Source organism: Atlantibacter sp. (genome assembly GCF_032062175.1).
Taxonomy (GTDB): domain Bacteria; phylum Pseudomonadota; class Gammaproteobacteria; order Enterobacterales; family Enterobacteriaceae; genus Atlantibacter.
Map to the genome: position 1 here is coordinate 17,784 of NZ_DAMBQK010000006.1, position 13,629 is coordinate 31,412.

At 54.5% G+C, this 13,629-nt stretch carries 15 protein-coding genes and 1 tRNA gene; 9 read left to right on the forward strand and 7 right to left on the reverse strand.

Annotation, left to right across the window (positions count from 1 at the left end):
- Nucleotides 1–25: 25 nt before the first annotated feature.
- Nucleotides 26–1,069: a GMP reductase gene (locus RT120_RS07800; RefSeq protein ID WP_312981543.1), complete on the reverse strand. Its 1,044-nt coding sequence runs from the start codon at nt 1,067–1,069 to the stop codon at nt 26–28.
- A 266-nt stretch (nt 1,070–1,335) separates the two neighbouring features.
- Here RT120_RS07800 and coaE point away from each other — a divergent pair, with 266 nt between their 5' ends.
- The 3 genes from coaE to yacG are packed head-to-tail and all read left to right on the forward strand — an operon-like array spanning nt 1,336 to nt 2,906.
- On the forward strand, nt 1,336–1,956 hold the full coding sequence (coaE, locus tag RT120_RS07805; protein WP_312981544.1) for a dephospho-CoA kinase: 621 nt from the start codon (nt 1,336–1,338) through the stop codon (nt 1,954–1,956).
- Nucleotides 1,956–2,699 (forward strand): cell division protein ZapD, encoded by a 744-nt coding sequence (gene zapD / locus RT120_RS07810; RefSeq protein WP_312981546.1) that lies wholly within the window; start codon nt 1,956–1,958, stop codon nt 2,697–2,699. The genes coaE and zapD overlap by 1 nt, the downstream gene beginning before the upstream one ends.
- Before the next feature lie 9 nt (nt 2,700–2,708).
- A complete protein-coding gene (yacG, locus tag RT120_RS07815) occupies nt 2,709–2,906 on the forward strand; it encodes a DNA gyrase inhibitor YacG (RefSeq protein ID WP_312981548.1) in 198 nt (65 codons plus the stop codon).
- Between the two features lie 57 nt (nt 2,907–2,963).
- On the opposite strand, the gene mutT is transcribed toward yacG, so the two are convergent.
- From mutT to trmB, 4 genes are read right to left on the reverse strand one after another with little or no spacing between them, the layout of a single operon-like run.
- Entirely contained in the window at nt 2,964–3,365 is a 402-nt protein-coding gene (gene mutT / locus RT120_RS07820) for an 8-oxo-dGTP diphosphatase MutT (protein WP_312981550.1), read from the reverse strand.
- A gap of 12 nt (nt 3,366–3,377) precedes the next feature.
- Nucleotides 3,378–4,094, reverse strand: coding sequence for a DUF2884 domain-containing protein (locus tag RT120_RS07825; RefSeq protein WP_312981562.1), 717 nt, complete (start codon nt 4,092–4,094; stop codon nt 3,378–3,380).
- Between the two features lie 52 nt (nt 4,095–4,146).
- Nucleotides 4,147–4,473: a YggL family protein gene (locus RT120_RS07830; RefSeq protein ID WP_312981573.1), complete on the reverse strand. Its 327-nt coding sequence runs from the start codon at nt 4,471–4,473 to the stop codon at nt 4,147–4,149.
- On the reverse strand, nt 4,473–5,192 hold the full coding sequence (gene trmB, locus RT120_RS07835; protein ID WP_312981576.1) for a tRNA (guanosine(46)-N7)-methyltransferase TrmB: 720 nt from the start codon (nt 5,190–5,192) through the stop codon (nt 4,473–4,475). The genes RT120_RS07830 and trmB overlap by 1 nt, the downstream gene beginning before the upstream one ends.
- Before the next feature lie 153 nt (nt 5,193–5,345).
- Here trmB and mutY point away from each other — a divergent pair, with 153 nt between their 5' ends.
- The 4 genes from mutY (at nt 5,346) to RT120_RS07855 (ending at nt 9,352) form a co-directional block, all read left to right on the forward strand.
- Nucleotides 5,346–6,428: an A/G-specific adenine glycosylase gene (gene mutY / locus RT120_RS07840; RefSeq protein ID WP_312981825.1), complete on the forward strand. Its 1,083-nt coding sequence runs from the start codon at nt 5,346–5,348 to the stop codon at nt 6,426–6,428.
- Between the two features lie 2 nt (nt 6,429–6,430).
- Complete coding sequence (locus tag RT120_RS07845; RefSeq protein ID WP_002436827.1) at nt 6,431–6,706, forward strand: oxidative damage protection protein; 276 nt, start codon at nt 6,431–6,433, stop codon at nt 6,704–6,706.
- A gap of 58 nt (nt 6,707–6,764) precedes the next feature.
- Complete coding sequence (mltC, locus tag RT120_RS07850; protein ID WP_312981826.1) at nt 6,765–7,841, forward strand: membrane-bound lytic murein transglycosylase MltC; 1,077 nt, start codon at nt 6,765–6,767, stop codon at nt 7,839–7,841.
- Between the two features lie 254 nt (nt 7,842–8,095).
- The gene (locus RT120_RS07855; RefSeq protein WP_312981579.1) at nt 8,096–9,352 is read left to right on the forward strand and encodes a nucleoside permease; all 1,257 of its coding nucleotides are present in this window, start codon (nt 8,096–8,098) and stop codon (nt 9,350–9,352) included.
- Between the two features lie 46 nt (nt 9,353–9,398).
- Here the strand turns inward: RT120_RS07855 and RT120_RS07860 are convergent, their stop codons facing one another.
- Nucleotides 9,399–11,534 carry an ornithine decarboxylase gene (locus tag RT120_RS07860; RefSeq protein WP_312981582.1) on the reverse strand — a complete coding sequence of 712 codons (2,136 nt, stop codon included), beginning with the start codon at nt 11,532–11,534 and terminating at the stop codon, nt 9,399–9,401.
- Between the two features lie 542 nt (nt 11,535–12,076).
- On the opposite strand from RT120_RS07860, the gene RT120_RS07865 reads away from it, so the two are divergent.
- On the forward strand, nt 12,077–12,787 hold the full coding sequence (locus RT120_RS07865; RefSeq protein WP_312981585.1) for a DUF554 domain-containing protein: 711 nt from the start codon (nt 12,077–12,079) through the stop codon (nt 12,785–12,787).
- A gap of 104 nt (nt 12,788–12,891) precedes the next feature.
- Nucleotides 12,892–12,967 (forward strand) — tRNA-Phe (locus tag RT120_RS07870).
- A gap of 56 nt (nt 12,968–13,023) precedes the next feature.
- On the opposite strand, the gene RT120_RS07875 is transcribed toward RT120_RS07870, so the two are convergent.
- Nucleotides 13,024–13,359, reverse strand: a complete 336-nt coding sequence (locus tag RT120_RS07875) for a SymE family type I addiction module toxin (RefSeq protein WP_312981588.1) — start codon at nt 13,357–13,359, stop codon at nt 13,024–13,026.
- Nucleotides 13,360–13,629 lie beyond the last annotated feature (270 nt).

Genomic DNA, 13,629 nt, shown 5'->3' on the forward strand with positions numbered 1-13,629 from the left:
GCTCTTCGCTACAGCAAGCCCAAAATTACAGGCTATTGAATACGCGGTTCTCTTGTTCCTGAACGCGGATAAAAGTAGTGCGTTTAGTCAGCTCTTTCAGGCGAGAGGCACCCACGTAGGTGCAGGCTGAGCGCAGACCGCCCAGGATATCCAGCGCGGTGTATTCTACCGGGCCACGCAGCGGCAGCTTCACGGTTTTGCCTTCAGCGGCACGGTATTTGGCAACGCCGCCAACGTGGCGGTTCATGGCAGATTCCGAGCTCATGCCGTAGAACAGCATAAATTTTTCGCCGTTCTCTTCAACCACAGTGCCACCGCTTTCATCGTGACCGGCCAGCATACCGCCGAGCATCACAAAGTCCGCGCCGCCGCCGAAAGCTTTGGCTACATCGCCCGGCGTGGTGCAGCCCCCGTCGCTGATGATCTGGCCGCCAAGACCGTGTGCCGCGTCAGCGCATTCAATCACAGCGGAAAGCTGCGGATAACCCACACCGGTTTTCACGCGGGTAGTGCACACGGAGCCTGGGCCGATACCGACTTTAACGATATCCGCACCGGAGAGGATCAGCTCTTCGCACATTTCGCCAGTCACCACGTTACCCGCGATGATCACTTTGTTTGGCCACGCTTCACGCGCTTTGGTGACAAACTGTACGAAGTGTTCGGAATAGCCGTTCGCGACATCGATGCAAATAAAATTCAGGCCCAGATTAAGCGCCAGGATCTGTTTGGTTTTTTCGAAATCAGCGTCGGACGTGCCGGTAGAGACGATGGCGTGCTTGAGAACGTTAGCATCCACGCTATCGATAAACGCTTGCCACTCTTCAACGGAGTAATGCTTATGCACCGCCGTCAGAATATCGAACCCCGCCAGGGCTTTCGCCATGCCGAACGTGCCGACCGTGTCCATGTTTGCGGCAATAACAGGTACGCCAGACCATTGGATACCAGAGTGCTTGAAGGTAAATTCACGAGCCAGTTCGACATCGGAACGGCTTTTGAGGGTGGAACGTTTAGGGCGGATAAGAACGTCTTTGAAACCTAACTTCAGATCTTCTTCAATACGCATGAGCGAATTCCTGGTAAATGGCGATGAACGCGTAAATATAAGCGGCGGTACAACTACCAACTCCAGTGACGCTATCATACGCACTAATTGTGGCTCCGCAAGACTGCGAAAACGCTCTTTTTTACGCTACAATCCTATAAATTTACCTGCCGCCAGGCAGAAATCACCGTCTTGCGAATACAGAAAATTTTTCCTGTTTCGCAGGCCTTCGCAAGGCCATGAAAAGACTGGCGATCACATCAGAACACGACAATTGGGATTGGTTTATGGTTTACACAGTAGCGATAACGGGCGGCATCGGAAGTGGGAAAACCACCGTAGCCAACAAGTTCGCGCAACTGGGAATTACCGTTATTGATGCCGATATCATCGCCCGAAATGTCGTTGAACCAGAAAAACCCGCGTTAAAAGCCATCGTCCAACATTTTGGCCCGGCCATGCTGCTGCCCGACGGCACGCTGAATCGCCGGGAACTGCGCGAGCGCATTTTCGCCAACCCGCAGGAAAAAGCCTGGCTCAATGCGTTATTGCACCCCCTTATCCATCAGGAAACCCAGGATGAAATGGCGCGCGCCACATCCAACTACGTGCTGTGGGTGGTTCCGCTGTTAGTGGAAAATCAACTGCATAAAAAAGCTGACCGGGTGCTGGTGGTCGATGTCGATCCTGAAACTCAGATAATACGCACTATGCAACGTGATAATGTGTCACGTATACATGCCGAGCAAATCATCGCCGCCCAGGTAAGCCAGGAAGCGCGCTTAGCCGTCGCCGATGATGTAATAGACAATAGCGGCAGGCCAGACGCCGTTGATGCCGAGGTGAAGCGCTTGCATCAACGTTATATGCAGTTGGCCGCACAAGCCGTGCAACAGGAAAATCAGTAATGCACAACCACATTCTCTTCGAACATCCGCTGAATGAAAAAATGCGCACCTGGCTGCGTATCGAATTTCTTATTCAGCAGGTGATGTCACGCCTGACCGTGACCGATCATGCTTCAGCACTGCATTTTTTCCGCAATATGGGCGAATTAATGGATGTGTTTGAGCGCGGCGATGTCCGCACCGAAATGCTTAAAGAACTGGAACGCCAACAACGCAAATTACAAAACTGGGCCGAAGTGCCGGGCGTCGACAACGATCGCATTCATGCGTTGCGTAAGGAACTTAAAGAACACAGCGTCACGCTGATGGCCGCGCCCCGTCTGGGCCAGGCGCTGCGTGAAGATCGCCTCATCGGCCTGGTGCGCCAGCGTCTCAGCATCCCCGGTGGTTGCTGTAGTTTTGATTTACCGAGCCTGCATTTCTGGCTGCACATGCCACAGGAAGCGCGCGACGCCCAGGTCAACCGCTGGTTCAGCAGTCTCGACCCACTGCGTTTCGCGCTGGAAAAGGTGCTCGATCTCATTCGCCATTCCGCGCCGTTCCGTAAGCAAACCAGCCTGAACGGCTTCTTCCAGGATAACGGCGACGACGCGGATTTACTGCGCCTGACGCTGAACATGAGCGACGAACTGTATCCGCAGATTTCCGGGCATAAAAGCCGTTTTGCCATCCGCTTTATGCCGATTGACAGCGAAAATGGCCGCGTACCTGAGCGTCTGGATTTTGAACTGGCCTGTTGCTAAGGAGGCAAAATGACGGAAACCACTACGGTAAACTGCCCCACCTGCGGCAAACCGGTTATCTGGAATGAATCCAGCCCGTTTCGCCCGTTTTGCTCGAAACGCTGTCAGTTGATTGATTTAGGTGAATGGGCGGCAGAAGAAAAACGTATCCCCAGCCAGAGCGATTTAAACGACAGCGACGACTGGAGCGAGCTAGATCGCGAATAAAAAACGGGGTGGTATTCAGCAATACCACCCCAATTATTTTTTTATCGTCTGGGCACGTTAACGCACGTTCGCATCCGCAATCAGCCGTGCCACCACTGGCTCATTGGCAGGTGGGAACGCCGCCGCGTCCAGCGTGCTCGCCGCAACCCATTCTCCAGGCTGCCCCTCTTTACCCCAGGGTTCTCCCTGCCACGCTTCGACCAGATAAAACCACAAGGTGATGTGCCGGTCCGGGAAAGTATATTCCAGGGTTTCATACAGCGACGGTTGTTGAGCGTTAATCCCCACTTCTTCCTGAAGTTCGCGGATCAGCGCCTGCTCCGGAGTTTCGTTCGCTTCAATCTTACCGCCGGGAAACTCCCATTTGTTAGCCATATGGGCATCAGCCGCGCGACGGGTAATAAAAATCGCGTTATCAGCGTTGCGGATAATGCCCACGGCAATCTGTAACTTTTTCATGGCACTTTCGCTTTATTTCAGGGTGGAAACCAGCTTAGTGCGCTGATCTTCCAGTGAAATCACGCGCTGGCAAACATCACGGCCAAACTGCTGGAAATCCTGCTCCTGGGTTTTCCATTCGTTCTGGATCGCCGTTTGTAATCCGCCCAGGCTACCCAGCACGCCCTGCAACGGATTGCCGCCGCCTTTCAGCACCGCTTTGGCACCCATCTCGTTAATGCTGTCCTGCAGAATGCCGCCCATCGCCTGGTTCACCAGTTGTTGACCGTCGGCCCTCACTTGCTCAATGGCTTTATAGTGGAACGTCAGCCCGTCGCTGCGCTGTTCGATAATGCGGTTCATCTGCGCTTTAAGCTGGGCATCAAGGCTGGTCAGGCGAGTGCGCATATTGCTGCTCGCGCCGACTTCCTGGGTGATCACCCGGTCCAGCGCCACCCGCCCTTTTTCAACGCGGCTTAATGCGCCCTGCTGGATCCACGGCAGATCGGTCCGTAAGGCTTTTTGATAGTTCAACGCCTGCTGACGCTGCGCGGCGGTCAGGTTTTTCTGCTGGCCGTTAAACTGTACGCTGCCGTCAGGGCCAATCACCAGGTTGCCGTTTTCGCCAACCACCTGCACGGTTTGCGGGCTGAGCACGACATCGTCACGCGGCGTGACGCTGCATTTGTATTCGGCCTGAGCCTGCATCGCCGTTACCAGCAATGCGCCCAGAAGCGCTTTACGCATCATATCGACTCCCTATAAAGCAAAACGGGCCAAACCGGCCCGTTAGTCAGTGTAATCAATCCCACCACACATCGAACAGATCGCTTAAGCGGATCTCTTCGAGCTTGCGATCTTCAAGCCATTTGCGCACCAGCGCCTGATCTTCTTCGGTACACTTACCGATTTCCTGCTTGCAGACCAGACCTTCCCAGGCAAGATAACCACTGCCGTCAAAGGCCAAACCGTTCGGCTCGATCACTTCATTGATCAGGTCATCAACGGTTTTATCCACTACCTCTTCGCGGGTGCCTTCCGGGAAACGCCAGGCTACCGAGAATCCCAACTCCTGAAACTCTTCGATATGCATCTTTTTACGTAAACGACGGCTGCGGTTCTTTGCCATTATTTCACCCTCTCGAACATTAAGTCCCATACGCCGTGACCAAGACGATGGCCACGCTGTTCAAATTTGGTTACCGGACGCGATTCCGGGCGCGGTACGTAGTCGTTGTTTTCAGACTGGTTCTTATAACCTTCAACAGACGACATCACTTCGAGCATATGTTCGGCATAAGGTTCCCAGTCGGTCGCCATATGGAACACGCCGCCGAGCGTTAATTTGCTCTTCACCAGCTCCGCAAACAGGGCCTGGACGATGCGGCGCTTGTTATGGCGCGCTTTGTGCCACGGATCCGGGAAGAACAACTGCACCATATTCAGGGAATTATCCGGGATCATGGTTTGCAGCACTTCAACCGCGTCATGGCACATCACGCGCAGGTTTTCCACGCCCTCTTCATGGGCCAGGCTCAGGCAGGCGCCCACGCCCGGCGAATGCACTTCAATCCCTAAGAAATCCTGGTGCGGGTTGGCTTTTGCCATCGCCACCAGCGAGGCACCCATGCCAAAGCCGATTTCCAGGGTGACCGGCGCGGTGCGGCCAAACAGCGCGGTAAAATCGAGCGGCGCGGGAGTGAACTCAACGCCCATCACCGGCCAGTAGTTATCCAGCGCGTGCTGTTGCCCTTTGGTCAGGCGCCCCTGACGGCGGACAAAGCTGCGGATACGGCGCAGCGGGCGGCCGCTTTCATCAAATTCCGGTGAAATGACGTCGTTATTCATGGTTTCAATCTGTGTCAGTGAATGGAAAAGCAAACCGGCATTATCCAAAGATAGTCATGGGATGCAAGCACAGGAAAGTTCCGGTTTACAGCCTTTTCGCTCTGTGCTGCAATCTGGGCCCTGAAACTCTAAGCCGGATGCCACGCGTTCATGATGCAAGCGCAGCAATTTTCTCGCCAGGTGCTCGACTGGTACGACAAATATGGGCGTAAAACCCTCCCCTGGCAGATCGAAAAAACGCCTTATAAAGTATGGCTGTCCGAAGTGATGCTGCAACAAACGCAAGTCGCCACGGTTATTCCTTATTTTACCCGCTTTATGGCGCGCTTCCCCACCGTTACCGACCTGGCGAACGCGCCGCTGGATGAAGTGCTGCACCTGTGGACCGGGCTCGGTTATTACGCCCGCGCCCGCAATCTACATAAAGCGGCGAAAAGGGTCGCCGAACAGTACGGCGGGACGTTCCCGCAGACCTTTGATGAAGTGGCCGCGCTACCCGGCGTGGGCCGTTCCACCGCAGGCGCAATTTTGTCGCTGTCGCTCGGCCAACACTTTCCTATTCTTGATGGCAACGTAAAACGGGTGCTGGCGCGCTGCTACGCCGTAGAAGGCTGGCCGGGTAAGAAAGAGGTAGAGAAAAAACTTTGGTCGCTGAGTGAAGCCGTTACCCCAGCACAAGGCGTGGAGCGCTTTAACCAGGCGATGATGGATTTAGGCGCGATGGTGTGTACCCGCTCGCGCCCGAAGTGTGAACTGTGCCCGTTACAGTTCGGCTGCATTGCGTTCGCCACGCAAACCTGGGCCCGTTATCCGGGTAAAAAACCGAAGCAGGTGCTGCCGGAAAAGGTCGGCTATTTTCTGCTGATGCAGCAGGACAACACCGTACGCCTGACCCAACGCCCGCCGGTGGGGTTATGGGGTGGGCTGTTTTGTTTCCCGCAGTTTGACAGCGAAGAGAGTCTGCGCGACTGGCTGGCGAAACGTAACATTAAGGCCGATAATCTGACGCAACTTAACGCGTTCCGCCATACTTTCAGCCACTTCCATCTGGATATCGTACCCATGTGGCTTTCTGTGTCCTCGCAGGCGTCTTGCGTGGAGGAAGAGAGCGCACTCTGGTATAACCTGGCACAGCCGCCATCCGTTGGGCTTGCCGCCCCGGTGGAGCGTTTGTTGCAACAATTACACGCGGAGCCGATTGTAACTCAACCACTTCGCCATGATAGTGAGGACTAACTATGAGCAGAACGATTTTTTGTACCTACCTGCAGCGCGACGCCGAAGGCCAGGATTTCCAACTCTATCCGGGCGATTTGGGCAAGCGCATCTATAACGAGATTTCCAAAGAGGCGTGGAAGCTGTGGCAGACCAAGCAAACCATGCTGATTAACGAAAAGAAACTCAACATGATGAACCCCGAGCACCGCAAACTGCTGGAGCAGGAAATGGTTAACTTCCTGTTTGAAGGGAAAGACGTTCACATCGAAGGCTATACGCCGCCAGAGCAACAATAAGGGCCTTTGGCCCTTTTTTGACAACACAACATCAATAACACAACGCACGCCCTTAATGATGAAAAAATTACTCGCGCTGGCTTTGATTGCGCCGTTACTCATCTCGTGTTCCAGTAAAAAATCGGAAACGTATAATCCGGAACTGGAAAAAGATACCAACGGTTTTGACATCCTGATGGGGCAGTTCGCCCATAATATTGAGAACATCTGGGGATTTAATGAAGTCCTGATTGCCGGGCCGAAGGACTACGTTAAGTATACCGACGGCTACCAGACCCGCAGCCATATCAACTTTGATCAAGGCACCATCACGGTTGAAACCATTGCCGGCACCGATCCTGCCGCGCGGCTGCGCCAGGCGATCATCACCACTTTACTGATGGGCGACGATCCGGGGTCTATCGATCTTTATTCGGATGTGAACGACATTCCGATCTCCAAACAGCCGTTCCTGTATGGGCAGGTGGTGGACAACACCGGCGAGCCTATCCGCTGGCAGTGGCGTGCGGCACGCTTTGCTGATTACTTGCTGCAAACCCGCATGAAGAGCCGCAGCAACGGTCTGCGCGTTATCTACAGCATCACCATTAACCTGGTGCCGAACCACCTTGACAAGCGTGCCCATAAATACGTGGGAATGGTGCGCCAGGCCTCGCGTAAATATGGTGTAGATGAGTCGCTGATCCTGGCGATTATGCAGACTGAATCTTCCTTTAACCCGTATGCGGTCAGCCGTTCCGACGCGCTGGGCCTGATGCAGGTGGTACAGCATACCGCGGGCAAAGATGTATTCCGCTCGCAGGGTAAATCGGGCACGCCAAGCCGTAGCTACCTGTTCGATCCGCAAAGCAATATCGATACCGGCACGGCTTACCTGGCGATATTGAACAATGTCTATCTCGGCGGGATTGAGAACCCCACCTCGCGCCGTTATGCGGTAATTACCGCTTATAACGGCGGCGCGGGCAGCGTGCTGCGGGTGTTCTCTAACGACAAAATTAAGGCGGCCAGCATTATTAACAGCATGCAGCCGGGCGATGTGTATGAAACCCTGACCACACGCCATCCGTCCGCCGAATCACGCCGTTATTTGTATAAAGTAGACACGGCACAAAAAAGCTATCGCCGTAAGTAATTCCTGTTAAATGTTATATCCCTCACATTCACTGTGAGGGATATTTTTTTGTACCGCGTTTGGCTTGAAGTGGCATTTCTTCATTCGAAACCCCCGCCCACATCACATTTTGCATCTGCAAAGCGGAGTTTTTTGCAGAATTATGTCGTAGATAACAAAAAGCATAGGGGTTGCAGTGCTAAAATCCGCACAATTCACAACCTTCAATGTTTTTAATTCAACATAATTTTGGTTTCTCGTGTGAGGAAAATAACATGAATTATAAGCTGCAGCTGAAAGTGCTCTCGTTTCTGCAGTTCTGCTTGTGGGGAAGCTGGCTGACAACGCTGGGTTCCTACATGTTCGTCACCCTGAAGTTCGATGGCGCGTCCATCGGCGCAGTGTATAGCTCACTCGGGATCGCGGCGGTATTTATGCCGACGCTGCTGGGGATCGTGGCGGATAAGTGGATCAGCGCCAAATGGGTGTATGCGTTCTGTCATCTGGTCGGTGCCGCGACGCTGTTTATGGCGGCGAACGTCACCACGCCAACCGAGATGTTTGTGGTGATCCTCATTAACTCGCTGGCCTATATGCCAACGCTGGGTCTGGTAAACACCATCTCTTACTACCGTTTGCAGCAGGCCGGGCGCGATATCGTCACCGACTTCCCGCCTATCCGTATCTGGGGCACTATCGGCTTTATTCTGGCGATGTGGGCGGTGAGCTTCTCTGGCTTCGAACTGAGCCATATGCAGCTGTACATCGGCGCGGCGCTGTCTCTGGTGCTGGTGCTGTTTACCCTGACCCTGCCGCACGTGCCGGTATCCAACCAGCAGAAAAACCAGAGCTGGTCTACCATGCTGGGCCTCGATGCGTTTGCGCTGCTGAAAAACAAGCGTATGGCGATTTTCTTTATCTTCTCCATGCTGCTGGGCGCGGAACTGCAAATTACCAATATGTTTGGCAACACCTTCCTGCACAGCTTCGATCAGGATCCACTGTTCTCTGGCAGCTTTATCGTGCAACACGCCTCGGTGCTGATGTCGATTTCGCAGATTTCCGAGACCGTGTTCATCCTGACTATTCCGTTCTTCCTGAGCCGTTACGGCATCAAGAAAGTGATGCTGATCAGTATCATCGCCTGGATGCTGCGCTTCGGCCTGTTCGCCTACGGCGATCCGTCACCAATGGGCACCGTGCTGCTGGTTCTGTCGATGATCGTCTACGGCTGCGCCTTCGACTTCTTCAACGTTTCCGGTTCGATGTTTGTTGAGCAGGAAGTGAAACCGGCTATCCGCGCCAGCGCCCAGGGCATGTTCCTGATGATGACCAACGGCTTCGGCTGTATCCTCGGCGGCGTGGTGAGCGGCAAAGTGGTTGAGCATTACACCCTGAACGGCATTACCGACTGGCAAACCGTGTGGCTGATTTTCGCGGGCTACTCGCTGGTTCTGGCCTTCGCGTTCGTGGCGCTGTTCAAATATAAACATGTGAAAGCGCCCGTTGCGAGCGTTCCGCACAGCGCCTGATCGCGTTTCTTAAAGTAAAAATGCCGACCACAGGGTCGGCATTTTTTTAGCCTTTCAGCACGTTTCCATACAGCCGCTTGATCCCGTCGGCATCGGTTTCACTGTACACGCCCTGTAGCTCCGGCGAGAAGCCCGGCAGCAAATTCACGCCCTCTTCCAGCGCCAGGAAGTAGCGCTGCACCGCCCCGCCCCACACCTCGCCCGGCACTACGCACAGCACACCCGGCGGGTACGGCAATGCACCCTCCGCCGCGATGCGCCCGGCGGATTCGCTAATGCGCACCAGCTCGACGTTGCCACGGATAAACTCGCGGTTGGCGTCCTGCGGGTTCATCATCACCTGCGGCAGTTCGGCTTTGCGGAACATCGCTTTTTGCAGGTCTTTGACGTTAAAGCTGACGTACAGGTCGTGCATCTCCTGGCATAGCTGGCGCAACGTATAGCCTTTATAGCGCACGGCGTATTTTTGCCAGATGGTCGGTAGCACGTCCGAGAGCGGCGAATCCTGCTCGATGTGGCGTTCGAACTGCGCCAGCAGCGCCACCAGATGAGCCATTTTCTGCGGGCTTTCCGCCGGGGTCAGCAGGAACAGGATCGAGTTGAGGTCGGCTTTCTCCGGCACCAGGCCGTTTTCACGCAGGTAGTTCGCCAGAATGGTCGCCGGCACACCGAAAGCGGCATATTCGCCGGTTTGTGCGTCGATACCCGGCGTGGTGAGCAGTAACTTGCAGGGATCAACAAAATATTGCTCATCGGCATAGCCGTCAAAACCGTGCCAGCGTTCGCCGGGGATAAAGCTGAAGAAGCGGCGTTCACTGGCGATAAGCGATGTGGGATGCTCCTGCCAGAGTTTACCGTCCACCTTCGGCGGCACAAAAGGTGTAATCATCGAACACTGGCTGAGAATGGCTTTACGCGCTTCGATACCCAGTTCCACGCACTCGGCCCACAGGCGGCGGCCACTCTCGCCCTCATGGATTTTGGCGTTAACGTCCAGCGCGGCAAACAGCGGGTAAAAGGGGCTGGTGGAAGCATGCAGCATAAACGCGTTATTCAGGCGCTTATGCGGGCAAAACCGCGCCTGACCACGCACGTGGTTATCCTTTTTGTGGATTTGCGAGGTCTGAGAAAAACCGGCCTGCTGTTTGTGCACCGACTGGGTGACAAAAATCCCCGGATCGTTTTCGTTCAGCTCCAGCAGCAACGGCGAGCAGTCGGCCATCATCGGGATAAACTGCTCGTAGCCCACCCAGGCGGAGTCAAACAGGATGTAGTCGCACAGACAGCCGATTTTGTCGATCACCTGGCGGGCGTTGTAAATGGTGCCATCATAGGTGCCGAGCTGGATCACCGCCAGACGGAACGGACGCGGCTCATCGGCACGCTCCGGCGCGGCTTCGCGGATTAACTCGCGCAGATACGCCTCGTCGAAGCAGTGCTCATCAATCCCGCCAATAAAGCCGAACGGATTGCGCGCCGCTTCCAGGTACACCGGCGTTGCGCCCGCCTGGATCAACGCGCCGTGATGGTTGGATTTATGGTTGTTGCGGTCGAACAGCACCAGGTCGCCACGGGTCAGCAGCGCGTTGGTTACCACTTTGTTGGCGGCGGAGGTGCCGTTGAGCACGAAATAGGTTTTATCGGCGTTAAACACCTTAGCGGCAAACTTCTGCGCGTGTTTGGCCGAGCCTTCGTGGATCAGCAAATCGCCCAGCTTCACATCGGCGTTGCACATATCGGCGCGGAACACGTTCTCGCCGAAGAAATCGTAAAACTGACGCCCTGCCGGATGCTTTTTGAAAAATTCGCCGTGCTGATGCCCTGGACAGGCAAAGGTACTGTTTTGCATTTCGACGTACTGATAAAGAGTATCGAAAAACGGCGGCAGCAGGTTTTCTTCATAGCGCGTGGCAGCGGCTTCCAGTTCGAGAAACGACTGTGCCTTGCCGTCAATCACGCCGGTAATCGCGTCCAGCTCCAGCGGGGTTTCACTCAGCACGAACACCGGCAGATTAAATCCGGTGCGTTTCAACAACGCCAGAATGCCGCTGCGGGTATCGGCAACGGTCAGCACCACGGCGGCGACATCGGTAAAGTCAGTATTATCCAGCGTGACCACCTCGCGGTGGGTGGAGAGCGCACAGGCAATGTCGTGACTGGCTGCAATTTTTAACGATTTCATAAGCAACAAAAGCCTTAAAGGGAGTAAGTGCCAACAGGCAAGCACAGGGAGTTCATCCCGGTATGGCGTCTTTGGTGAAACTGGAAACAGCTCCGACCGCCTGACATCAGTAAAAACAGAATGTATCTGGTCTTACTGATGTCCTGGAGTGGGCGTGCGTTGGCCTCACCGCATGGTGAGTGTAGGCAATAACGGACTGAGAGCACGGGCAAGCGGCTGCATGGCAGAACGCAGTCTGTAAGTGACAGGCGTGGAAAACGACCTCATCATACAAGCCTCGTGTCAGGGAAGCGGAAAATTCGCGCAATCATGGCAGCTTTGCCCGGCCCGTGCAAGGCGCAATCGATAAACTGCATAACTCGGCAAAGATTATTCAGGTAAATTATTGATACTATCAGGCAATGCCATGCACAGCGGGGGAACCTTGACGAACCGCAAGGCATTAAAACGCACATTAAGCGCATGAAAACGCATTCGTAACATCAATAAAAATACGATTTTTTAGCGCGTCTGGCGGTAAAAAAGACGCATCGGGAGAACACATGGTTACTGGTCCTTTTATCAATGGTGCCGCCGTACTGATTGGCGGATTATTAGGCGCACTGCTGGGTTCAAAATTACCGGAGCGGCTGCGGGTGACAATGCCATCGATATTCGGTCTGGCTTCCCTCGGCATTGGGGTGCTGCTGATCGTTAAATGCGCCAACCTGCCGGTGATGGTGCTTTCCACCCTGCTCGGCACCATTATCGGCGAGCTGTGCTATATGGAGCGCGGCATTAACGCCGCCGCAGGCAAAGCGCGTTCGCTGCTGGACAAAGGCGGTAAAAACGGTGGCCACGACGCGTTTATTCAGAACTTCGTCGCCATCCTGATTCTATTTTGCGCCAGCGGCACCGGGGTGTTTGGCGCGATGCAGGAAGGCATGACTGGCGACCCGACCATCCTGATCGCCAAATCGTTTCTCGATTTCTTTACCGCGATGATTTTCGCCACCACGCTCGGTGTGGCAGTGGCGTTTATCGCATTTCCATTGATGGCGATCCAGTTAACCCTCGCCTGGTGCGCGGCGATTATCCTGCCGCTTACCACGCCTGCGATGATGGCCGATTTCACCGCCGTCGGCGGCGTGCTGCTACTGGCAACCGGGCTGCGGATTTGCGGTATCAAGATGTTCCCGGTGGTGAATATGCTGCCTGCGCTGGTGATCGGCATGCCGATATCAGCCCTGTGGATGCACTTTTTCGGTGGGTAAAGTGATGGGATTGTCGTCAACCTGGCGGCATAATGCGCATCTGAACGGAATACACGGAAATTTCGTTGACGCGGTACGGTGAATCGGGTTTAATGCGCCCCGTTGCCCGGATAGCTCAGTCGGTAGAGCAGGGGATTGAAAATCCCCGTGTCCTTGGTTCGATTCCGAGTCCGGGCACCACTATTCAAAGAACCCGCCCACAAGGCGGGTTTTTGCTTTGTATTTTAATAATATTTTCAAAGCGAACTTAATACCCTCTGCTTCATCTCTTTCACTGCCGCCTTTGCCAGTATTAGCTCTTCACGCAACGCCTGCGTTTCATTGGTATCAGGAACCAATACAATGCAACCGTCAGCAATTTTAACGGTGACATTCATTCCAGTATCAAATCCTGCGTCTCTTAACCATTTTCCGCTCAGATGCAGCGCTGGCGTGCTGGTATCACCCCGATTAGGCATATAGCCGACAGTGTAGCGACGTTGGGTTTTCGCGGTTTTTTCAGATGATATTGAGTCTGGGTAGGGATAGCAGCCATAAGGGCAGCCTCCTGTAACGTTTGATATTTCCGCCACTGGAGAGGTCAATCTCACGGGTGGCGGAACCAGGCGGGGTTGACCTTACCGGCGTTACAGGAAACCGGCGCGTCTCGCGACGCCCCCGCCCGGCCCGCCATTGAGGTGTAGCCGTGCGCACGACATAAAAACGACGCTGGCGCGTCACATGTCGCCTGTAACAGTATTTCAGGAGGTCAATCCCGGTACCTGATCTTGCAGGTGCGGGTGAACGATACTGCTACCCGAAACTCACAGCAAGGGGTTTAAACCAGGGCTGGCGCAGTATCT

Coding starts and splice junctions, on each gene's coding strand:
- mutT (WP_312981550.1), bottom strand. CDS start 3,365: ATGAAAAAGTTACAGATTGCCGTGGGCATTATCCGCAACGCTGATAAC.
- RT120_RS07825 (WP_312981562.1), bottom strand. CDS start 4,094: ATGATGCGTAAAGCGCTTCTGGGCGCATTGCTGGTAACGGCGATGCAG.
- mutY (WP_312981825.1), top strand. CDS start 5,346: ATGCAAGCGCAGCAATTTTCTCGCCAGGTGCTCGACTGGTACGACAAA.
- coaE (WP_312981544.1), top strand. CDS start 1,336: ATGGTTTACACAGTAGCGATAACGGGCGGCATCGGAAGTGGGAAAACC.
- RT120_RS07855 (WP_312981579.1), top strand. CDS start 8,096: ATGAATTATAAGCTGCAGCTGAAAGTGCTCTCGTTTCTGCAGTTCTGC.
- RT120_RS07830 (WP_312981573.1), bottom strand. CDS start 4,473: ATGGCAAAGAACCGCAGCCGTCGTTTACGTAAAAAGATGCATATCGAA.
- RT120_RS07865 (WP_312981585.1), top strand. CDS start 12,077: ATGGTTACTGGTCCTTTTATCAATGGTGCCGCCGTACTGATTGGCGGA.
- mltC (WP_312981826.1), top strand. CDS start 6,765: ATGAAAAAATTACTCGCGCTGGCTTTGATTGCGCCGTTACTCATCTCG.
- RT120_RS07860 (WP_312981582.1), bottom strand. CDS start 11,534: ATGAAATCGTTAAAAATTGCAGCCAGTCACGACATTGCCTGTGCGCTC.
- RT120_RS07845 (WP_002436827.1), top strand. CDS start 6,431: ATGAGCAGAACGATTTTTTGTACCTACCTGCAGCGCGACGCCGAAGGC.
- RT120_RS07800 (WP_312981543.1), bottom strand. CDS start 1,069: ATGCGTATTGAAGAAGATCTGAAGTTAGGTTTCAAAGACGTTCTTATC.
- zapD (WP_312981546.1), top strand. CDS start 1,956: ATGCACAACCACATTCTCTTCGAACATCCGCTGAATGAAAAAATGCGC.
- yacG (WP_312981548.1), top strand. CDS start 2,709: ATGACGGAAACCACTACGGTAAACTGCCCCACCTGCGGCAAACCGGTT.
- trmB (WP_312981576.1), bottom strand. CDS start 5,192: ATGAATAACGACGTCATTTCACCGGAATTTGATGAAAGCGGCCGCCCG.